The organism is Methylobacterium sp. JK268 (assembly GCF_054052225.1).
On sequence record NZ_JBSVZN010000001.1, the window covers coordinates 77,974 to 99,368 of the forward strand.

18 protein-coding genes are annotated in these 21,395 nt (G+C 71.6%); 6 read left to right on the plus strand and 12 right to left on the minus strand.

The annotated features are described in order from the left end of the window. Window positions 1-9 precede the first annotated feature (9 nt). Together ACW9J6_RS00310 and ACW9J6_RS00315 are read right to left on the minus strand one after the other, a co-directional pair. On the minus strand, window positions 10-1,236 hold the full coding sequence (locus tag ACW9J6_RS00310; protein WP_457114421.1) for a sensor domain-containing phosphodiesterase: 1,227 nt from the start codon (window positions 1,234-1,236) through the stop codon (window positions 10-12). A gap of 428 nt (window positions 1,237-1,664) precedes the next feature. Continuing rightward, window positions 1,665-2,696: a hypothetical protein gene (locus ACW9J6_RS00315; protein ID WP_457114422.1), complete on the minus strand. Its 1,032-nt coding sequence runs from the start codon at window positions 2,694-2,696 to the stop codon at window positions 1,665-1,667. Window positions 2,697-4,021: 1,325 nt separating this feature from the next. Here ACW9J6_RS00315 and ACW9J6_RS00320 point away from each other — a divergent pair. From ACW9J6_RS00320 to ACW9J6_RS00330, 3 genes are all read left to right on the plus strand, one after another. Further along, complete coding sequence (locus ACW9J6_RS00320; protein ID WP_457114423.1) at window positions 4,022-6,328, plus strand: TonB-dependent receptor; 2,307 nt, start codon at window positions 4,022-4,024, stop codon at window positions 6,326-6,328. Between the two features lie 44 nt (window positions 6,329-6,372). Next, window positions 6,373-7,158 (plus strand): DUF1868 domain-containing protein, encoded by a 786-nt coding sequence (locus ACW9J6_RS00325; RefSeq protein WP_457114424.1) that lies wholly within the window; start codon window positions 6,373-6,375, stop codon window positions 7,156-7,158. Window positions 7,159-7,224: 66 nt separating this feature from the next. Beyond that, window positions 7,225-8,277: a LacI family DNA-binding transcriptional regulator gene (locus ACW9J6_RS00330; RefSeq protein WP_457114425.1), complete on the plus strand. Its 1,053-nt coding sequence runs from the start codon at window positions 7,225-7,227 to the stop codon at window positions 8,275-8,277. Between the two features lie 12 nt (window positions 8,278-8,289). On the opposite strand, the gene ACW9J6_RS00335 is transcribed toward ACW9J6_RS00330, so the two are convergent. The 3 genes from ACW9J6_RS00335 to ACW9J6_RS00345 are packed head-to-tail and all read right to left on the minus strand — an operon-like array spanning window position 8,290 to window position 10,217. Beyond that, window positions 8,290-9,102, minus strand: coding sequence for a TonB family protein (locus ACW9J6_RS00335; protein ID WP_457114426.1), 813 nt, complete (start codon window positions 9,100-9,102; stop codon window positions 8,290-8,292). Further along, window positions 9,099-9,566, minus strand: coding sequence for an ExbD/TolR family protein (locus ACW9J6_RS00340; protein ID WP_457114427.1), 468 nt, complete (start codon window positions 9,564-9,566; stop codon window positions 9,099-9,101). Before ACW9J6_RS00340 ends, ACW9J6_RS00335 begins: the two co-directional genes overlap by 4 nt. A gap of 3 nt (window positions 9,567-9,569) precedes the next feature. Continuing rightward, window positions 9,570-10,217 (minus strand): MotA/TolQ/ExbB proton channel family protein, encoded by a 648-nt coding sequence (locus tag ACW9J6_RS00345; protein ID WP_457114428.1) that lies wholly within the window; start codon window positions 10,215-10,217, stop codon window positions 9,570-9,572. Between the two features lie 250 nt (window positions 10,218-10,467). On the opposite strand from ACW9J6_RS00345, the gene repA reads away from it, so the two are divergent. The 3 genes from repA (at window position 10,468) to ACW9J6_RS00360 (ending at window position 13,331) form a co-directional block, all read left to right on the plus strand. Continuing rightward, window positions 10,468-11,688, plus strand: coding sequence for a plasmid partitioning protein RepA (repA, locus tag ACW9J6_RS00350; protein ID WP_457114429.1), 1,221 nt, complete (start codon window positions 10,468-10,470; stop codon window positions 11,686-11,688). Then, the gene (repB, locus tag ACW9J6_RS00355; RefSeq protein WP_457114430.1) at window positions 11,685-12,707 is read left to right on the plus strand and encodes a plasmid partitioning protein RepB; all 1,023 of its coding nucleotides are present in this window, start codon (window positions 11,685-11,687) and stop codon (window positions 12,705-12,707) included. Before repA ends, repB begins: the two co-directional genes overlap by 4 nt. Window positions 12,708-12,803: 96 nt before the next feature. Continuing rightward, a complete protein-coding gene (locus tag ACW9J6_RS00360; protein ID WP_457114431.1) occupies window positions 12,804-13,331 on the plus strand; it encodes a redoxin family protein in 528 nt (175 codons plus the stop codon). A gap of 640 nt (window positions 13,332-13,971) precedes the next feature. Here the strand turns inward: ACW9J6_RS00360 and ACW9J6_RS00365 are convergent. The 7 genes from ACW9J6_RS00365 to ACW9J6_RS00395 all read right to left on the minus strand — a co-directional run bounded on the left by ACW9J6_RS00365 (window position 13,972) and on the right by ACW9J6_RS00395 (window position 21,390). Then, window positions 13,972-14,439, minus strand: a complete 468-nt coding sequence (locus tag ACW9J6_RS00365) for a DUF4440 domain-containing protein (protein WP_457114432.1) — start codon at window positions 14,437-14,439, stop codon at window positions 13,972-13,974. 46 nt (window positions 14,440-14,485) lie between these two features. Beyond that, entirely contained in the window at window positions 14,486-15,169 is a 684-nt protein-coding gene (locus tag ACW9J6_RS00370; RefSeq protein ID WP_457114433.1) for an SDR family NAD(P)-dependent oxidoreductase, read from the minus strand. Next, entirely contained in the window at window positions 15,162-16,352 is a 1,191-nt protein-coding gene (locus tag ACW9J6_RS00375; protein WP_457114434.1) for a sialidase family protein, read from the minus strand. The genes ACW9J6_RS00370 and ACW9J6_RS00375 overlap by 8 nt, the downstream gene beginning before the upstream one ends. 12 nt (window positions 16,353-16,364) lie before the next feature. Next, window positions 16,365-17,795: a sodium:solute symporter family protein gene (locus ACW9J6_RS00380; RefSeq protein ID WP_457114435.1), complete on the minus strand. Its 1,431-nt coding sequence runs from the start codon at window positions 17,793-17,795 to the stop codon at window positions 16,365-16,367. 187 nt (window positions 17,796-17,982) lie between these two features. After that, window positions 17,983-18,885: a dihydrodipicolinate synthase family protein gene (locus ACW9J6_RS00385; protein ID WP_457114436.1), complete on the minus strand. Its 903-nt coding sequence runs from the start codon at window positions 18,883-18,885 to the stop codon at window positions 17,983-17,985. Window positions 18,886-18,894: 9 nt separating this feature from the next. After that, window positions 18,895-20,022 carry an iron-containing alcohol dehydrogenase gene (locus tag ACW9J6_RS00390; protein WP_457114437.1) on the minus strand — a complete coding sequence of 376 codons (1,128 nt, stop codon included), beginning with the start codon at window positions 20,020-20,022 and terminating at the stop codon, window positions 18,895-18,897. Between the two features lie 33 nt (window positions 20,023-20,055). Next, complete coding sequence (locus ACW9J6_RS00395) at window positions 20,056-21,390, minus strand: MFS transporter (RefSeq protein WP_457114438.1); 1,335 nt, start codon at window positions 21,388-21,390, stop codon at window positions 20,056-20,058. Between the last annotated feature and the right edge of the window lie 5 nt (window positions 21,391-21,395).

A 21,395-nucleotide genomic window follows, 5' to 3' on the forward strand; every position in this document is an offset into this window, starting at 1 on the left:
GCGCGCCGGTCAGTGCGCGCGGTCGCGCCAGTGGGCGTCGAGGCGGGCCGCCGCACCGAGCGGCATCGGCCGCCCCAGCAGGTAGCCCTGCAGGCGGGTCACGCCGATCTCCCGCAGCACCGCGTATTCCGCGCGCGTCTCCACGCCCTCGGCGACGACCTCGCAGCCCATGCGCCGGCTGTAGAGGGTGAGCGCCTCCACGAGGGCCTGGCGGGCGGAATCGCTGTCGATGCGGCTGATCAGGCTGCGGTCGATCTTGATGAAGTCGGGCGCGAGGTCGAGCACGTGGCGCAGGGTCGCGTGGCCGGCGCCCACGTCGTCGATCGCGAGCCGCAGGCCGCGCTCGCGCATCGGAGCGAGCACCGCGTTCAGGGCGTCGTAGCACGGCACCGCCGCGTGCTCGGTCATCTCGATCACCAGCCGGTCGAGGGGCATCCCGGCGAAGCTCGCGCCGAACAGGGGGCTGAGGATGCTGGCGGGCGACAGGTTGACGGTGACCTTGAGCGACGGGTCGAGGACCGGGAGCGCCTCCAGCGCCCGCTCGACCGCGAGGAATTCCAGTTCCGCGCCGAGGCCGACCTCCGCCGCGTCGGCGAACCACGCGTCCGGCGGCCGGGCGGGCTCAGCATCGAAGCGCGCCAGGGCCTCGAACCCGGTGAGCTGTCCGTCGGGCACGCGGTAGAAGGGCTGGAAGGCCATGGTCACGGCGCGGTCGGCCAGGATCGCCGCGACGCGCGCGCGCTGGGCCTCGCGCCTGAGGAAGTCGCCGCGCTCCTTCTCGACGATCGAGACGATCACCTCCGCGCAGAGGCGCAGCGTGCCGAGGTCCCGGGCCGAGAGCCGATGGTCGGCGGTGAAGCTGAAGCAGCAGAGGGTGCCGAAGACCGCGCCGTCGGCGAGGCGCAGCGGCACGCTGAGATGGGCTCCGACCGGCACATTCCGGGTCGCGGACAGCCGGGCGGCCACGGGATCGCGCGCCGCGTCGGGCAGCACCCCCGGCATCAGGCCGCGGGCCACGTAGTAGCAGTAGCTCTCCTCCAGCGGGTCCGCCTTGCCCAGGACCACCGGATTGCGCGCCGTGTCCCCGTCCGCGAACCGGAAGACGCGGTCACCGCGCACGAATTCGGAGACGAAGCCGACATCCATCGCGAGGTGACGGCGGGCCGCGCTGAGGATGGACTGGATCTGCTTCCCGGCGCTCCCGGGCGCCATCTCGAACAGCGAGGGCAAAGGCATGAGGACGGGTCTCGGAACGCACGGGCCGGCGGCGCTCGGCAGCCAACGCATTCCGCGCCGACCCCTGCCGCAACTGCTCCCATTACGATCTTAACGGAACACGACGCCGCGTCCAGTCGCGACACTGTTGCGCGACGAATTGTTCCAGCAAATCCAACCACAATGCTAAGCGCGTCACGCGATTCAATTTCGATGATGCCAGCAATGAAGTCGACGCGGCGAGGCCATCCCTCACAATCCAACGCGATCGAGATGCGCGATGACGATGGCGCGAATACCGACAGCGGCCGGTCCTCGTCCGTCACCCGGCGTTTCACGGGACATCGACCCGGCGCGATCCCTCACCGTCCGCCGCGCGCCGGAATCCCGACCCCGGCGGAGCGCCGACGATGGTGCCGCGGCGCAACGGCACCTCGGGCGCGCGACGATCAGGCGGGCAGGAGGGCGCGGGACTCCTCCGGAAGAGCCGGCAGCAACTCCAGTTCGAGCTGCGGCTTCTCGTCGGCGCGCGGCAAGGCGTGCTTGTAATGGTAACGCCTCATCTTGAGGCGTCCGCGCCCGATCTCCTCCACACTGTATTTCAGGAGACCGCCGGCCCGAACCATGTCGTCGAAGGCCTGCCGGCAATCCTTGCGGAATTGGGAGCGCTGGGCGTTGGTCTCCCGGCCCTCCCGGATCGGATGCGCCACCAGAGCCGCCAGCATCGTCTCGTCGACGTAGACGTGAGTGGGATTGGAATCGATGAAGGGCCAGAAACTCTTGGCGTAGTCGCTCTTCAACGCGAACTGGACCTCGGCATTCAGCGAGACGAGGTGGCGGCTGCGGAAGGCGGTCATCACCGCCCGGCCCCAGCGCACCTTGACCTTGCTGTCGAGGTTCGCGCCCTCCCACTCCACGAGGTCGATGACGCCGGTGATCTGGCCGCGCCCGGGGGGCAGCCGCCCGCTCTCCAGGCGACGCATCACCTCGTCCGGATCGCCCTCGTAGATGGTCAGCATGATCTGACGGAGGTCCTCCATCACGTTCTTGGCGGTCAGGAGGTTGTTGACGTGCTCGGTCTTGCCCATGGTGCGCAGGAGATCGCGCCAGGACACCACGCTCTCGACGACGTCGATGTGGGACGGGATGCCGTCGATCGTGCCGTTGGTGGGCGCCTCGGGGTTCCGCATCCGGTAGGTGGCGATCTTGCTGCGCAGGCGAAACAGCGCGTAGATCATGTCGCGGTGGAGCGAGCCGAGTTCGCCGCCCTTCACCACCACGACCGAGTGACCCGGGACGTGGAAGATGCGCTCGATGCCGCGATCGACGAGGCCGAACCGCCGGGGCGCGAAGGCCGAGGTGCGGGTGAGCCGCGCCGGCACCGCCGAGGGATTGGTGCGACCGCGCCGGTTACGGCGGGTGCGCTCGTCACGGGCCAAGCGCTTCTTCTCGGCTTCGGTCAGATCGCGCTTGTCCTGCATGACGCCTCCGCTGCTCACCCACCCACACTGCAGGCGGGCGGGTGAGCGTCAAGCGATCGGGAATCGCAGCCCCACGAAGCGGGCCGGCGAGCGACGAACATCGACCGACCGGGTGTGGATAAACTCCGCGGGAGCCGGAACCGCGGCCCCACGACACGGAATCCCGACCCCACCGGAGGGAATCGCGGCCTCACGAACCGGAGCCGCGGCCCCACGAGACGGCGCTAAGTCATTGAAATCGAAGGAAGCGTTCCGCAGACTCCTAATACGATCTATGAATCGACTGTAAGTCGACGAAAGCTCACGGCGCTCCGACGCCGACGCACAGCGTCCAGCGGGACCCGGAAGGCTGCCGGGAAGGACGCGGATCCTGCCCACACCATCGCAACGCTCTGAGATCTCAGCACAATTTTCGGAATTGCGGCCCCAGAATCCCGATTCGCCGGGCATGGAGGAACGGCCGAAGTTTTCATCGGCCTCGCGGATTTCCTTCGCATTTTCAATCGATTGCTCGGGAATTGCAGCCCCAGAGAACGAACCGCAGGATGGTCCGGCGGAAGAGTCGCGTCGCAGTCCTGCGTTGAGCCCCTTCGGAGCGCAGCGTGTCTCGGTCTCCCACATGAGTCGCGGGAATACCGGCCCCACGAGCCGGGCACGCTCGACCTGGTCGGCCAAACCACTGAGAAAGAAGAGATTTCGTCCGGAATTACGGCCCCACGACGAGGGCTGCCATGCGCCCTTCCGGAAACCTCTCTCGGCCAGATCCTCCCCACGGGCCGAGAGTGCGACCGCGATTGATGCGCGAAACCCATGCCTCCTTCCGGGCACAGAGACCGGCCGGCCATCGAAGTTGCCGAATATCGTGTTGGAAACGCACGGTAATACGCGCCGGCGGGGATCACCGTAAGCAGGAATCGCAGCCCCACGAGGCCCGCACCGGCTGGGCGTGAGCAGGAACCGGGAGGCAAGCTTCCCAGGGACTCAAATGGGAATCACGGCCCCACGAATCGGCCCCGGAGCGCCGCGCCGACGGCATCCAAGCGGGAATAGCAGCCCCACGACGGACGGCATCGCAGCCCGGTGTTGGACAGGCCGCGCCGGACCGGAGGCGAAGGCGTCACACGCTTGAAATCCGCGCTCCGTAGGAGTTGGAACGTTCCAAGGATGAGGGTGATCCGAGACGCGCCTGGGGTGCCTCGGGGTCGACCGGACAGATCAACAGGACGGGGGCAGCATCGATGCGAATTAGAACGTTCTACATTCGGGCGGCCGCGCCCGTCATCGCTCCGTTGGCGATCCTGCCCGGATCCGCCTGGTCCCAGGGGGTGAATGACCTCGGCACCCTGTCGGTCGAAGCCGCGTCCACCCGAGCGGCGCCGGCCGCTGACGGCGGCACCCCCCTCCTCGCGCCGCAGAACGGCACGGCGGCCACGACGACGCTGCGCCGGGAGGATCTCGCCCGCCAACCCAGCACCGAGAACGTCGCGCAGCGCATCGGCACCGTCGCGGGCGTCAACGCCTATTCGCGCGACCCCTCCGGCCTGTTCGGGGGCGGCTACTCGATCCGCGGCTTCGACAGCACGCAGATCGGCCTGTCGCTCAACGGCGTCCCGCTCAACGATCCCGGCACCTTCGCGGTCCTGCCCCAGGTCTACACCGACGGCGAGAACCTCTGCGCGATCTCGGTCACGCAGGGCACCAGTGCGGGCGCGGTGGCCCAGCACGGAGCGATCGGCGGCCAGGTCTCCATGGAGCAATGCGCGCCCACCGACATCCGCGGCGCCACGGTCTCGCAATCGGTCGGTTCCTACAACCTCTTCAAGACGTTCGCGCGCGTCAATACCGGGCTGATGCGCGACGACACCCTCAAGGGCTACCTGTCCTACTCGCACGCGCAGACCGACACGTTCGCGGGCCCGGGCGGTGCGGATCGCCACCACGTCGATGGCCGGTTCGACTGGAAGCTCGACGGCGGCGGCAGCGTCTCCGTGACGTCGTTCTTCAACCAGTTCGAGAACACCTACATCCGCACGGTGTCGAAGGCGCAGTACGAGGCCTTCGGCTACAACAACGGTTGGCTGCGGACGCCGCCGACGATCCTGGCGGGCAAGAACGCGGCGTTCTCGGCGACGACGCTCGCGGTTCCGTACACGCCCGCCAATACGGGCTACTTCCACGATTACTGGGAGCCGGGCCGGCACGCCTACCTGTCGGCGGACGGCAAGTTCCCCCTCGACGGCGTCGACCTGCGCATCACGCCCTACCTCCTGCACCAGGAATCGGGCAGCACCGGCGAGATCCTGCTGAAGGAAGGCGGCTATTCGAACCGCTTCCTCAAATCGCCCATCGGGGCCTTCTCGGCCTACGGCACGACGGGCACCAACGCCCTTCTCGGCCAGATGAGCCAGAGCGACTTCGACCGCGTCGGCAACACGGTGAGCCTGACCGGCCGGGTCGAGAACCACACCCTCACCGGCAGCCTCTGGACCGAGTACACCCACCAGACGCAGCTCAATCCCTTCGAGGAGATCGACCGCGGCAGCAACACGCTGCCGGACATCTGGTTCAAGTCGCACCTGCTGCGCGACCTCAACGGCCGCCTCGTCACCGCCCGCGACTGGAAGACCGACTATACCAACGCCAGCATCGGCCTCTCCGACAGCATCGCGCTGCTCGACGACGCCCTGCACGTCGATCTCTCGCTGCGGGAGCGCTTCTACGCCCGCAGCTTCCACAACCTGCCGGCGGGGACGAGCGACCGCACCGATTCCTACCTCGACTATACGGTGAGGCGGACCTACGCGTTCCTGCTGCCGGCGCTCGGGATCCGCTACGACCTCGATCCGGCCGACCAGGTCTTCTTCAACGTCTCCATGAACGCGCGAGTGCCCGCGAACTTCGCCGACGGCCGCCTCGTGAACAACGCCACCAACGCGATCGCGGTCCCCGATCTCAAGCCCGAGCGGTCGCTGAGCTTCGACCTCGGCTACCGCTACAAGGGCGATCTCCTGAACGTCAACGCGACCGGCTTCCTGATCAAGTACTCGGACAGGATCGCCCAGACCGCGAACGGCGACGGCTCCCTGTCGAGCAAGTACACGAATATCGGCAGCACCACGGCCGTGGGCGCGGAGTTCGAGGTCGGCACCAAGCCCTACGAGGGCTGGAGCCTGCTGGTGTCGCAGGCCATCAACGACGACCGCCTCGACGGCTACGTCATCCCCGGCGGCGACAAGGTCGCGCTGACGACCAAGGGCAAGCAGTACTTCAACGCGCCGTTCTCCATCACGGCCGCGACCCTGCTCTACGAGGACGGACCGCTCTACGGCTTCGCCCGCGCCAAGTCCACGAGCAAGGTCTACGCCACGCTCACCAACGACATCGCGCTGCCGGGCTACACAACGGTCGACCTCGGCCTCGGCTACAAGCTGAGGGGGACCGCCTTCCTGGAGGCGCTGCCGGGCGCGCAGGACGGTCAGTTCAAACTGAACATCACCAACCTGCTGAACCGGAAATACCTGTTCATCAATCCCGGAAACACGACGGGTTTCGGCCTGACCGCGAAGAACAGCCCGACCTTCTACCTCGGCGCACCCTTCGCGGTGACGGCGAGCCTGAGCCTGGATTTCTGACCATGCGGCTCCACGAGAGACTGCGAGGCACACGAGAGCGAGCGATGACGCGTCGGTCCCTTCTCCGCGCGTCCGGCGCGCTCGCGCTCGGCACGCTCGCGGAGGCCCGCGCCGCCGCGGCGTCGGGCGAGCCGCCCCGCTTCCCCTGGATCGGGATCAAGTTCACCGCCGCGGGCAAGGTCCTCCCCTGCCCCGGCAACACCATCATCTGCCACGTGCCGCCGGGGGGCGCGGCCGCCGCGGCCCTGGAGGCGTTCCGCGCCGCGACGGCGGCGGAGCCCTACGCGGGCAAGTTCGCCTTCACGCCGCCGTCGAGCTACCACATGACGGTCTTCGAGGGTGTGGTGGACCTCGTCCGCAAGCCGGGCTTCTGGCCGGCGGACCTCCCCCTCGACGCGCCCCTCGGCGCGTGCGACCGAGTCTTCCTGGAGAAGCTCGAAGGTTTCGACCTCGGCTGCGAGCCGCGCTTCCGGATGCGGGTCGCCGAGGGGGCCGACGATCGCGAGGCCCGTCCGGGCGAGGCGATCCGCCTCGCGCCGGTCGACGACCAGGAGGAGGCGAAGCTGCGCGGCCTGCGCGACCGCCTGGCCGAGCTGCTGCGGCTGCGGCAGCCGGGTCACGCCGCCTACCGCTTCCACACCACGCAGACCTACGCGCTGGCGCCGCTGACCGAGCCCGAGGCTGCCCGCTACCGGGCGTTCCGCCGCGACGCCCTGGCGCGGCTCGCCGCCGCGATGCCGGTGCTCGAACTCGGGGCACCCGAATTCTGCTTCTTCGACGACATGTTCGAATTCCGGCCGCGGCTTTATCTCGGACCACGCCGGCCCTAAGTTGCGGCCGCGGAGACCTGCGCGACGGACAGGCTGCCGGCCGAACCGGCCGGTACCGAGGTGACGATGGGCCAAGTCACGATCAAGGACGTCGCCAAGCGGGCCGGCGTCAGTTTCCAGACCGTGTCCCTGGTCCTGAACCATCCCGAGAAGGTCGCCCGCACCACGCGGGAGACCATCGAGGCCACGATGCGCGAGCTCGACTTCGTGCCGAGCCTCGCCGCCCGCTCCCTGCGCAAGAAGCCGAGCCGCAGCATCGCCTGCGTGTTCTCGGCCGGGGCGCAGCCCTACGACGACGTCTCGGGCATGATGCAGGAGACCTACCAGGGGCTCGTCCTCCAGACCTTCGCGCACGTGACCGACCGGCACGGCTACACGCTGATCCACCGGCGCTGCCGCAGCGGCGACACGGACGGCGCCGGCCGCGTGGCGAGCCTGGTGAGCGAGGCGCGGGTCGACGGGATCGTGCTGCTCGCCGATCGCCGCGACGACCCGCTGATCGGGATCCTGCAGGCGAAGAGCGTCCCGTTCTTCGTGTTCGGCCTCGACGTGCCCGGCACACCCTACGCCATGCGGGCGGAGCGCGACGCGGTGCGGGCCGTGGTCGATCACCTGCTGCGCACCGGCTGCCGGTCGATCTGCTTCCTGAAGGGCGAGCGGGAGGGCCGGCGGCTGCCCTCCGTGGCCGAGCGCCTGAGGGGCTACCGCGAGGCCCTGGAGGCGGCGGGCCTCCGCCCGAGCGACGACCTCGTCGTCCCCTGCGACTGGACCTCGGCGAGCGGCTACCGCGTCGCCGAGGCGCTCCTCGCGCGGCCGTCGCGGCCCGACGCGATCGTGGCCGCCAACGACCGGGTCGCCTACGGCGTGCTGAAGGCGCTCCACGATCATGGCGTCCGGGTGCCGGACGCGATCAGCGTCGTGGGCTTCGACGACTTCGTGCAGAGCGCCTACACGGTGCCGAGCCTGACCTCCGTGGCGGTTCCGACCCTGGAGATGGTGGAGTTCGCCTTCGCGAGCGTGGTCGCGGCGATCGAGGGCAAGGCCGGGCCGGACGGGCCGGCCCAGCGGCTGTTCCCGACCCGCCTCGTCCTGCGCGACTCGACCCGCCCGGTCCCGTGACGGGAGCCGGCGTCAGTGCCGCAGGGAGAAGTCGATGGCGATGCGGCCGCCGAACCGCCCGCCGGGCGGCGGCGGCAGGCTCGCGGCGCGCACCGCCTGCAGCGCCGCGCCGTCGAGGGCGGCGTCGCCCGACGACCGCGACACCGAGGCGCTGGCGACGCGCCCGGAGGGACCGACCAGGAACGTCACCACCACGGTGCCCGCCGCCTGCCGGTCGCGCGCGGCCGCCGGATAGGCCTTGTGGCGGTTGATCTCCGCCTTCGCCCGGGCGCCGTAATTCGCGACCGCCTGGCCGGCATCGGCGACGGCGCCCCGCTCGGCACCCGCGTGGGAGCGATGCTGCGCCGTGCTGGCGGCGCTCGGCTTCGGGACCGGCCTGCGGGCGGGCGCCGGTTTCGGTGTGGGCTTCGGGACGGGTCTGGTCTCGGCCCGCGGGCGCGGCTGCGGCGGGGCCGGCGGCGCGGGCTTGCGGACGGGGAGCGCGGGGGCGGTCGGGTTCTCCCGCAGCGGTACCTCGGCGGCGGGCACGGTGGGCGGCGGCTCGGGCGCCTGCGGGGCGGGCTCCGGCTCCGAGGGCGGCGCCACCTCGGCGGAGCTCTGCGTCTCCCGGGCCGTGTCGGTGGTGGCGTCGCCCTGCGCCACCACGGTGACGTCCAGCGTCTCGACGGCCGCCGGGGGCAGGCGCTTGGCCGGCGGCGGGATCAGCAGCAGGCCGTGCAGGGCGAGGGCGCCCGCGAGCGCCGATCCGCGCACCATGAGCCGCCTCCGGTCCTGCCGCGGCAGGGGGAGGACGAGCACCGGGGACGCGATCGCCAGCGCCGTCACGGCCCCGCCCTCCCGGCCTCGGCGGACCGGCCCGGCGCGGCACCCCCCTCCCCGGCCGCCTTGACGGTGATGATGGCGATGTGGGTGATCCCGTTGCTCGCCAGCAGGTCCATCACCCGGATGACGTCGCCGTAGGCGGCGTCCTTGTCCCCGCGCAGATGGACGCTGCGCGACAGGTCGTTCCCGATCGCCGCCAGCACGGCCGGCACGAGCCCCTCGGCCGCGATCGCGTCCGGACCGATGGAGAGGGAGCCGTCCCGGGCGACCGTGACCACGGCCGGCTCCTTGGGGTCGACCGGCCTCGCCGCCTGGGCCTGGGGCAGGGACACTTTCACGCCCGCGCTCAGCAGGGGCGCGGTCACCATGAACACGATGAGGAGGACCAGCATCACGTCGATGAGCGGCGTGACGTTGATCTCGGCGCTGGGGCGGTAAGGCCCGTTCGCCTTCGACGAGAAGGCCATGGCTCACGCCTCCCGCTCGGCCCCACGGCGCGCCGCGCCCTCGCCGCGGGCGACCAGGTCGACCGAGAGCGCCTCGATGAGATGGGCCAGCCGCTGCGACAGCGCGCCCAGCACCGCGCCGAAGCGGCCGTAGGCGACGGCCGCGGGGATCGCCGCGATCAGGCCGATCGCCGTCGTGGCGAGCGCCTCGGCGATGCCCGGCGCCACCACGGCGAGGCTGGTGTCCTTGGCCTCGGCGATGCCGACGAAGCTCGTCATGATGCCCCAGACCGTGCCGAGGAGGCCGACGAAGGGCGCCACCGAGGCGATCACCGCGAGGTTCGAGAACCCGCCCTCGGTGGTCATCATCGCATGGGTGGCGGCCCGGTTCATCGCCTCGATGGTCCGCCGCCGGACGTCGCCCGCCCCCTCCCGCGGCAGGGTGACGGCGGCGGCGCTGCGGCCCGCCTCGACGAGCGGGCGCAGGAAGCGCGGCGTCTCCCCGCGCTCGAGGGCTCGCAGGGCGCGGCGGAGGCGGGCGGTGCCGTAGAGCCCCTCGGCGATCAGCACCCAGCACCAGACCGAGGCCGCGAGGAGGACCACGATCACGCCCTTCCCGACCGGGCCGGCCTGGAGGAACAGGGTTTGCGGAGAAAGGGACATCGGCTCCATCGGTCGCCCCCGTGCGGCGTTGAACGGCCCGGCCGGACCAGTGTCGGATTCGAATTAGAACGTTCTATATGGGCGCGATGTGTCGTCTCCGTGACGCAGCAGCCCCTCCCCCGTCCGGTCCGCCGCCGACGCGACGCTTGCGCGGGGCTTGCTGGATCGCCGCGCCGACCCTTGCGAATCGGGGCCGTTTCGGGTCACTTGCAGACAAAGCGCCGTCTCGGCGATTTTTCTGCAAATGGGGTGCGGAAGCATGAGTCACGCCGCCTCGCCGGCGCCGGAGCCCGGCCCGGGCCCGATCGCGCCCGCTGCGATGATCGGAACCCACGCGGCCGTCCTGCGCGAGCAGCTCCAGGCGATCTCCTCCGGCCTGTTCCCGCCGACCTCCGCCAAGACGCTGCGGCGCTTCTCCTCGGCCGAGACCGCCCGGATCGTCGGCATCACCGTGTCGCGCCTGCAGCAGCTCGCCGCCGAGGGGCTCGGGCCCCAGCCGGAGGTCTCGCCGACCGGTCGGCGCTCCTACAGCCTGGCGGACATCCACGCCCTGCGCGCCCATCTCGACGACAACCCGCGGGCCGGGCGCCGCTACTCGCCGCGGCGCGGCCCGGACGATCACCTGCAGGTCGTCGCGGTGGCGAACTTCAAGGGCGGCTCGGGCAAGACCACCACGGCGGCGCACCTCGCCCAGTCCCTGGTGCTCCGGGGCTACCGGGTGCTCGCCCTCGACCTCGACCCGCAGGCCAGCCTCTCGGCGCTGTTCGGCGTGCAGCCGGAGCTGGAGGTCGGCGAGAACGAGACCTTGTTCGGCGCCATCCGGTACGACGGGGCGCGGCGCCCGCTCTCGGCGATCGCGCGGTCGACCTACTTCACCGGCCTCGACCTCGTCCCGGCCAACCTGGAGCTGATGGAGTTCGAGCACGAGACGCCGCGGGCGCTGGGCCAGCGCCGGCCCGGCGAGCCGCTGTTCTTCGACCGCGTCGCCCAGGCGATCGAGGCGGTGGAGGCGCGCTACGACGTCGTGGTGATCGACTGCCCGCCGCAGCTCGGCTACCTCACCCTCTCGGCCCTCTGCGCCGCCACCGCGCTGCTGATCACCGTGCACCCGCAGATGCTGGACGTTGCCTCCATGAGCCAGTTCCTGGCCATGACCGAGGACCTGCTCGGGGTGGTGGCGGAGCACGGCGGACGGCTGCAATACGACTGGCTGCGCTACCTCGTGACCCGCTACGAGCAGCAGGACGCCCCCCAGACCCGGATCGTCGGCATGCTCCGGACCCTGTTCGAGGACGCGGTGCTCACCGCCCCGATGCTGAAATCCTCGGCCGTGTCGGATGCCGGCCTGTCGAAGCAGACCCTCTACGAGATCGGGCGCGAGGGCGTGACACGCTCCACCTACGACCGCGCCCTCGAGGCCCTGGAGGCCGTGAACGGCGAGATCGACGGGCTGATCCGCCGCGCCTGGGGGCGGGTATGAGCCGCAAATCGAACCTCGACGCCCTGTTCGGCGCCAAGCCCCCGTCCCGGCCGGCGCCGGAGCCGTTTGCAGCTGCAAACCCGGCCGCCGAGACGCCGGAGTTTGCAGCTGCAAACCCCTCCCCGGCCGCCCGGCGCCGCAGCGGCGCCATCGGCGCCATGAGCCAGACCCTGCGCGGTCTCGCCGCCCAGGCGGACGCCGCCGCGACGATCGAGGCCGGCTCCGCGGTGGTCGAGATCGAGCCGGGCCTGATCGACCCGTCCTTCGTCGCCGACCGTGTTCCCGACCCGGGCGATCCGGGACTCGCCGGGCTCGTCGAGAGCGTGCGCGAGAGCGGCCAGCAGGTGCCGGTGCTGGTCCGCCCGAATCCGGCGGCACCCGGCCGCTACCAGATCGCCTATGGCCGCCGCCGGGTCCGGGCCGCCGAGATCCTGGGCCGCCCCGTCCGGGCGGTGATCCGGCCGCTCACCGACGCCGAGCTGGTTGTGGCGCAGGGCAAGGAGAACCTGGAGCGGCGCGACCTCAGCTACATCGAGCGGGCCTTCTTCGCCCTCCGGCTGGAGCAGCACGGCTTCCCGCGCGAGACCATCACGGCCGCGATGGGCGTCGGCAAGGGCGACCTCTCGACCCTGATCTCGGTCGCCCGGACCGTGCCCGAGGACGTACTGGCGGCGATCGGGCCGGCGCCCGCCGCGGGCCGCCCGCGCTGGATGCAGCTCGCCGAGGGCATCCGCACGGTCAAGCGCGGCAAGCTCGCCGCCCTCCTGGAGGATCCGGATTTCCGCGCGAAGCCGACCGATCAGCGCTTCGCCGCCGTGCTCGCCGCCGTCTCCCCGCCGCCGCCGGCGACCCGCGCGCAGGACTGGGCCGACGCGCAGGGCCGGACGATCGCCCGGGTCGAGCGCCGGGCGGACAGGGTGGCGCTGTCCTTCGACGAGCGGCTCGAACCCGGTCTCGCCGATTACATCCTCGACCGGCTGCCCGACCTGGTGGCGGCCTACCGGGCCGGGAAGGGCTGACGGCGCAGCGACGGACCCCGCGCGGTGTCCCTTGGCGCACGCGAGGGGCCGAGGTTAAGGTCGCGCCGTCCTCTTCCTCCCGCCGGGAGTTCGCCCATGCCGCCCGCCACCGTGCCCGACGTGACCTTCCAAACCCGCGTGCGCAACGAGGCCCTCGGCGGCCCGAACCCGTTCGAGTGGAAGGACGTCACCACGGCGGAGATCTTCGGCGGCCAGAGTGTCGTGCTGTTAGCGCTGCCGGGCGCCTTCACGCCGGCCTGCTCCGACGAGCACCTGCCGGGCTACGAGCGGCACTACGACGATTTCGTCGCGCTCGGCATCGACCGCGTGGTCTGCCTGTCGGTGAACGACGCCTTCGTGATGTTCCAGTGGGCGCGCAGCCGCGCCATCGAGAAGGTGTTCATGCTGCCGGACGGCAACGCGGATTTCACGCGCCTGATGGGGATGCTGGTCCGGCGCACGCGACAGGGCATGGGGCTGCGGAGCTGGCGCTACTCCATGCACGTCGAGGACGGCGCGATCCGCAAGCTGTTCGCCGAGCCGGGCTTCCGGGACGATCCGGCGGGCGTCGGGCTGGAGGTCTCCGACGCCGGGACGATGCTGCGCTACCTGCGGGAGCGGTGATGCGGCCGCGCCGGCGCGGTGCGGGCGGGGAGGGGGGCGGTACACCCTTCCCGCGTGCGGCCCGGTCGTCCGGGAGACATCCAACGCCCCTGACGATGGGCCTCGCTCGCCGGACCATGCCATGTCGACGACAAGCGACGCCGGTCCCGAGCGGGGGGGATCCTCTCTCCCGAGCGGGCTTGCGGATTCACACTTCGCCTATCGGCATTAAAAGGCTCGTCTTTCGCTGTTGCTTGAACGAAACCGAGGAGACCCGCGGGATCCCCTCTCCCGTGCGGGAGAGGGGTAGGGGTGAGGGTCCCGGACCGTGCCGTCATCGGGCGAAGACGGTCGTGCTAGCAGCGGGACACGTCAGAATTCTTGCTGAACCACCTGGGCCCTCACCCCTGCCCCTCTCCCGCACGGGAGAGGGGTTCCCTGCGCCATGCCCGGGAAAAGTTGTGTGCCGACGTAAGTATCTGCCCTGTTTTATTTTCCGAGTTCTGTGACTCCGCAAGCCCCCCGGGAAAGGGGGAAGCGCCTCACCGTCGCCCGGACAGCCCCGCCCTCGGGCGAAGAAACCTCGCGCGCCGCCATCGGCAGCCCGACGGGCGAACCGGGTGTTTACGTCTCATTCACCATGATGGTGCCGCCTCCGGCGTCAGGCCGGCTTGAGCGGGCAGCTCTGCCGGGCCAGCAGCTGCCAGCCGGCCGGCTCCTTCACCCAGACCTGCAGCACCGCGATGAAGGAGCGGCCGATCTCGCCGTTCGGCAGGATGTCGGCGCCGTCCCAGACGTGCCGGACCAGCGCGTTGCTCCCCACGATCTGCACGACCTGCTCGGAGAAGGCGAGCGACTTGTAGTTCACCCGGCCGGCGAGGCTGGCGATGAACGCGTCCTTGGTCTGCACCTTCCGGCCGCTCGAATGGCCGTAGCTGAGCTGCGGATGGGTGAGCGCGTCGAGCGTGGCCGCGTCGCCCGCCTGGATGGCGACGCGCAGGCGCTCCACGGCGGCGCCCACGGCCTCGTCCGCGCCCGTCTCCGCCGCGGCGAGGCCGGGCATCGCCGCGAGGCCGAGCCCCAGCAGCACGCCGCGCCGCGCCCATCCGTGGTCCTGGTCGTCACTCATCGGTCATCCTCCCGTGGAGCGCATGCGCGCATGGACGCGGCCCCGCTCACAGCGAGCTTCCGCCGCAGATCACCAGCTGCTGGCCCGTGACGGCGCCCGCCTCCGGCGACAGGAAATAGGCCACCGCCCCCGCGACCTCCTCGGGCCGGATGAAGCGGCCGAGCGGCGGCAGGCGCGGCGCCACACCCGCGCGCGCCGGGTCGGCGAGCATCGGCGTGTCGGTCGCGGCCGGCGACACCACGTTCACGGTGATGCCCCGCGGCATCAGTTCGGCGGCCCAGGAGCGGGCGAGGCCGATCAGGGCCGCCTTGCTGGCCGCGTAGGCGCCGCGGCCCGCCGCCCCGGCGGCCGTGCGGCTGCCGATCAGCACCACGCGCCCGCCCGCCTCCATGCGCGGGACCAGGATCTCGGCGAGCCGGGTCGCTGCCTCCACGTGGACGCGCCACATCGCGGCCGCGTCCTCCGGTCCGGTCTCGCCGAGGCGGCCGACCCGCAGCAGCCCGGCGGCGTGGACGAGGGCGCCGACGCGCAGGTCGGCGAGGGCCGGGGCGATCGCTCCGGAATCCGCGAGGTCGACGGAGAGGTGGCTGTAGCGCGGATGGGCGATGGCGCCGGCGCCGCGGCCGAGGCCGGTCACCGCGTAGCCGTCGGCGAGGAGCCGCGCCGCGATGGCCGCGCCGATGCCCGATCGCGCTCCCGTCACTAGCGCGCGGGGGAGGGGCTCAGGCATCGCCCGCGACCCACTCCGCGCCGAGCCGCAGGTACTTGATGGCTTGCCGGTGGTACGTGAACGCCACGTGCAGCGCCCCGTCCGGCGTCTGCGCCACCGACGGATAGGACAGTTCGCGGTTGCTGCGGTCGCGCGAGTTGTTCGTCATGCAGTAGCCGTCGCCGGTCTCGAGGTCGCGCCGGAGCGGCCAGGTCCGGCCGCCATCCGGCGAGAGCGCGAGCGTGAGCGGTGCCCGCGGCGTCCCCCAGAAGGCGGTGCGCCGGCCGGGCTCGGGCGCCGGTTCCGGGGCCGCGGCCTCGCCCTCGTCCTCGATCTCGTCGTAGAGCGAGGCCCGCCGCTCGGTCGCGGCCTCGGCGTTGACCGCGTTGTAGACGAGCGCGACCCGGCCGTCGGCGAGCGCGGTCGCCTGGATGGACGAATTGTTGTTCGGCAGCGCCGACGGCACGGGAGCGGACCAGGTGGCGCCGTGGTCGGTCGAGCGGCTCTCGTGGATGAAGTCCGCCCAGCGGCTGCGGAACAGCGCGAGCAGCGTCCCGTCGGCGAGCGGCACGATGCTCATGTGCACGCAGCCGGTCGACTCGGGCACCGGCACCTCGCGCCAGGTGCGGCCGGCATCCGAGGAGATCCGGACGGCGCTCGTATCCGTGTCGCCGGTCCACTTGCGGCCGGGGATGGTGGGACAGTGGAAGATCGGCAGCAGCCAGTCGCCGTTGCCGAGTACCACCGGGGGCTGACGCACGAAGATGCCCCCGCCGGCGTGCTGGGGAAACAAGGTCTCGATCGGCCCCCAGCTCCGTCCGTGATCCCGGGAGATGCGGCGCCGGACGAAGGCGGTGTCCTGATTGCCCGAGACCTGCGCGGTCCAGATCAGCCAGAGGTCGCCGGTCGGCGCCGGGAACAGGATCGGGTTCTGCTCGGAGCGGGCGGGGTCGTCCGAGAGCTTCTCGGCCGGGGACCAGGCGTCGGTCCCGGCGGCGAGGCGCGAGCCGTAGACCGAGATGTCCGCCATGCCCTCCTGGGTGCCGCCGAACCAGACGCAGGCGAGGTCGCCGTTCGGCAGCGGCATCAGGTTGGCGGCGTGGTTCTGCACGCAAGGGGAGGGGAGGAAGGCCTCGCTGCGGCCCGGAGCCACGGGGCGGATCGCGCCGGTGCGGTCCGGCGGGGGAGCGACGGTGTCGAGCATGGGGAGCTCCTGTCAGACGGGCGTCGCGGCGCGGGGCCGCTCGGCGGAGGCGGGGGAGGGGGCCGGCCGGGGCGTGCGCCAGCCGGCCAGCCGCTCGATGCCCATCACCACCAGGGGGGCGAGGGCGGCCACGTACATGTTGTCGATCCCGAACGGGTTGCCGAGCGCGTACCAGACCGTCGTGGCGACCGCGGCGCCGAGCAGGCCGAGGGTCGCGCCGCGGTTCGAGCCGAACCAGGGCAGGTAGAAGCCGACCATCGCCACGATCGAGACCGACAGCCGCAGCGCCCGGGTGAAGAAGGACAGCTTCAGGATCTCCGGGATGAAGAACACGAAGACCAGCGGCACCACGGCGATCACCAGCGAGAAGAGGCGCGTCATGCGCAGCTCCTGCGCCTCGTCCGGCTTCCAGTAGGGCACGTAGAGGTCGCGCACCACGAGGGACGCGATGGCGAGCGCGACGGTGCTCACCGAGACGAAGATCGAGGCGACGAGGGAGGTCGTGACGAGGCCGGCGAGCAGCGGGTGCATGCTCTTGAGGAAGATCGGCAGCGCGTAGAGGCTGTTCATGCTCGGGTAGAGCGTCCGCGCGGCCAGCCCGATCAGCGCCAGCACGATGCCGAGCGGGAAGCAGAACGCCGCCGCGTAGAAGGCCGCGGCGCGGGCCGCCCCGGCGCTGCGGGTCGAGGAGATCGCCTGCACGATGAACTGCGTGGAGAAGATCGCCCCCACGGTCCCGAAGGTCCAGGCGAAGATGGTGGCGGCGCCGATCTTGCCGTCCCAGGTGAAATAGGAGGCCGGCAGGGCCTCCCGCATCGGCGCGAGGCCGCCCGTCGCCGAGAGCGCGACCGTCAGGATGATGGCGATGCCGACGACCTTGATCGCGCTGTGCAGGAGCGTGACCCAGGCCACGCCCTTCATTCCGCCGAACACCGAGTAGAAGCTGCTCACCGCCGCGATGATGCACATCGCGGTCGGCAGATCGACCCGCAGGGCGGTCGCGATCGCGGCCGCGCCGCTCACGTAGTTGCCCACATTCACCAGCAGCAGCGCGTAGATCATGATGATCGACACGGTCAGCATGGTCGATTTGCCGTAACGCTGCGCGATCGCGGCCGAGATGGTGTACTCGCCGGAATCGTAGATCTTGCGGACGATGAAGAGTCCGAAGAGCAGGAAGCCGATCGAGGCGCCGAGCACCGACCAGGCCGAGGCGATGCCGGAATTGAACGCCTCCTGGGCGGTGCCGACCGTCGACTTGGCGCCGACGAATTCCGACATCAGCAGCACGCCGACCACCACGGCCGGCATGGCGCGCGCGGCGGTGAGGAACTGCGCGCTGGTGCGGCTGCGCAGCTTCAGCGTCAGCCAGGCGGTGAAGAGGATGTAGGCGACGACCATCGCGGCGATGGTCAGGCTCTCGCCCTCGGTGAAGTCGTGCATGGGCGTTTCCTCGCGGGGTCGGTGATCGGCGGGGCTCGACGTCTTGGCGCGTCGTTCGGTGCCGGGTGTTCGCGTCTGGTCTCGATCGTGTCGGTGGTCCGCCGATGCGATCCGCGGCGCCTCGGCATCAGGATCGGAGGCGCTCCCGGGATCGGCGCGCCGAGGCCGCGCCGGCTCAGGAGGCGCGTTACGGATCCTCTCCGCCGATGAGCGCGGCGCGCTCCGCCTCGGTGAGCGGCAGGAGCGGCGGGCGCAGCCGCTGCCAGCCCGGATCGCCGGTGCGCGCCGCCACGAGCGCCTTGAGCGAGGCCATCTGGGGGAAGCGCGAGGCGCGCTCGCGGGCCTCCACCACCCGGGCCTGCGCGGCCTCGACCTCGCCCGCCCGCGCCGGATCGGCGTGGTGGTCGAAGACGAAGCGGAGCTCGCGGGCGACGAGGTTGCTCGTCGCAGTGATCGCCCCGGCGCCGCCGGCCTTGAGCAGCGGCAGCATCAGCGGGTCGGCGCCGGCGAGCACGCTGAAGCCGGGGAAGCGGTCGACCATTGCGGTCATGTTGGCGAGGTCGCCGGCCGAATCCTTGATGCCCACGACGGTGTGCGGGTAGCGCTCGCGCAGGGTCGCGATGGCGCCGTGCGGGATCGGCACGCCCGAGACCTGCGGGATGTGATAGAGGATCACCCGCAGCCGGGCATCGCCGATGCGCTCGACGATCTCCGAATACGCCGCGACGATCCCGTCCTCGCTCACGCCCTTGTAGTAGAACGGCGGCAGCATCACGACCGTGGTGACGCCGAGGGAGAGGGCGTGGCGGGTGAGCGCCACCGTCTCGGTGAGCGCCGCGACGCCGGTGCCGGGCATGAGCCGGTCGGGCGCGATCCCGCCCGCGACGACGGCCTCAAGCAGCGCCCGGCGCTCGTCGGACGAGAAGGAATTGGCCTCGCCCGTGGTGCCGAGCAGCGCCACGCCGTGGCAGCCCTCGTCGAGGAGGTGCCGGCAATGCGCCGTGAAGGCCGGCAGGTTCGGGGCGAGGTCCCGGTCGAGGGGCGTGAGGGCGGCGCAGAACACGCCGCGCGGGAGGATGGTCTCGGACATGAATCCCTCTCAGGCGGCGGCGCGGTAGAGCGCCAGGATCTGCGCCGGGCTGATCTCGCGCGGGTTGTTGTCGAGGAGGCGGCGGATCGCGTGGGCCTCCGCCGCCATGGTCGGCCAATCCTCCGCCGGGATCCCCAGCGCCGAGAGGCGCATCGGCACGCCGAGATCGGCGCACCAGCGCGTCGCGGCCTCGGCCACGGCCGCCTCCTCGGCGGTCTCGGGCAGGCCGAGCGCCGCCATCACCTGCCGGGTCCTCTCGGGCACGCTGGGGGCGTTGAAGGCGAGCGTGTGCGGGAAGATCACCGCGCAGGCGAGGCCGTGGGCGACGTGGTGGCGCGTGCCGAGCGGGTAGGCGACCGCGTGGCCCGCCGTGGTGTTGACCGGCCCGAGGCAGAAGCCGCCGTAGAGCGAGGCGAGCGCCAGCCCGGCCCGGGCCTCGGCGTCGCGCCCGTCCCGCACCGCCCGGGGCAGGAAGCGGCCGACGAGCCGCGCCCCCTCCAGCGCGTAGAGGTCGATCAGCGGATGGGCCTTGCGGCTGGTGAAGGCCTCGACGCAGTGGGCGAGGGCGTCGATGCCGGTCGCCACCGTCACGGCGGCCGGGACCGTCATGGTCAGGTCGGGATCGATCACCGCGAGGTCGGCCAGCATGTGCCGGCTCTGCACCGCGAGCTTGCTCTGCGTGTGCGGGTCGGTGACGAGCGCGCGGGTGCCGCCCTCGCTGCCGGTGCCGGCGGTGGTCGGGACCTGGATCAGCCCGGCGCGGCGCCCCGCCACCTTCTCGGGGCCGACCACGTCGCGCAGCGTCTGGCCGCTGTCGGGCAGCACGGCCACGAGCTTGGCGAGGTCCATGGCGGAGCCGCCGCCGAACCCGACCACGAGGGCGGGCGAGACCTCCTCGGCGAGCGCCAGCGCCCGCTCGAGGTTCGGGATGTCGGGCTCGGGGCGGACCTCGCCGAAGACGTGGACCTCACCCGGCAGGTCGAGGAGGTCGACCCGGCCCGCGTTGAAGGCGTCGGCGACGACCAGGATCGTGCGGGCGCCCATCGCGCGGGCGCGCGCGCCGACCTGGCGGGCGGTGCCGGCGCCGAACACGATCTCGGGACGCAGGATCTCGATGGGGGAGGGGAGGGCGGTCATGGGGCGGACCTCTCGGTGAGGGGGAGGACGGGGTCAGGCCCGCCCGGGGGCGGCCGGCGCGGGCAGGTCGGTGGGCCCGCCCTCGTCGATCCGCAGCGGCGCGATCTCGCCGACCACGAACAGGTAGGCGGCCGCCCCGACCAGGCTGAGGCCGCCCGCCACCGCGAGCGGGATCACGAAGGACCCCTGGGTGAGGCTCACCATCACCCCCGTGAAGGTGGTGAGCGCGATGCCGGCGAGGTTCGAGGCGAAGTTCTGGATGCCGCTGATCGAGGCCACGTGTGCGGGAGTCGGGGCGACGTCGCCCGGCAGGGTCCAGATGTTGGCGCCCGCGAAGGCGAGGCCCGCATACGAGATCCCCAGCAGCACCAGGGCGGCCGCGTCCCCGGGGACCAGGGGGGCGAGCGCCACCACCGAGGAGGCGAGGAGGCCCCCGACCAGGCAGGTCTTGCGCGCCGCGGTCAGGCTCCAGCCGCCCGCGTAGAGGCGGTCCGAGAGGTAGCCGCCGAGCCAGCCCGCCGGGATGGCGACGAGGCCGGGCAGCATCCCGAGGGTGCCGAGCTCGGCCAGCGAGAAGCCGCGCGACTCCGTCAGGTAGGACGGGAACCACGTCGTGTAGAAGTAGATGACGAAGTTCAGGCAGAAGAACCCGATCATCATCCCCCAGATGGTCCGGTGCCGGAACAGGGCCGCGTAGCCGATGCGGCGCCCGGCCGGCGGCGCGGCGTAGTCGGCCTCCAGGAGGGCGCGCTGGGCCGGGGTGACGGACGGGTCGCGGGCGGGGTCGCGGTAGAGCAGGAACCAGACCGCCATCCAGACGAGGCCGATGGCGCCTGTGACCAGGAACGCCTCCCGCCAGCCGACATTCGCGATCAGGAAGGCGACGAGCGGCAGGGTCATGGCCGAGCCGACCCGCGACCCGCTCGCCCAGATCCCGGTGGCGAGCCCGCGCTCGGCGCGGCGGAACCACAGCGCCGTGACCTTGGCGTTGACCGGGTAGCAGAACGCCTCGCCGATCCCGAGGACGAGGCGGCAGGCGACGAGCGAGGCGACGCCGCCCGCGAAGGCGGTGGCGATGGTGGCGGCCGACATCACGAGCGTCGCGGCCGTGTAGGTGGCCCGCGCCCCGAACCGGTCGATGAGCCAGCCGCCCGGGAGCTGCATCAGCACGTAGCTCCAGAAGAAGGCCGACAGGATCAGCCCCATCAGGGCCGGGTCGATCCCGTACTCCTTGCGGATCATCGGCACGGCGACGCCGAGATTGGCACGGTCGATGTAGTTGATCGCCACCGCCAGGAAGCACATCAGCACGATGAGCCAGCGCTGCCGCGGCAGCGCGACGGGAACGGGATGGGGCGACGGGGCCATCGGCG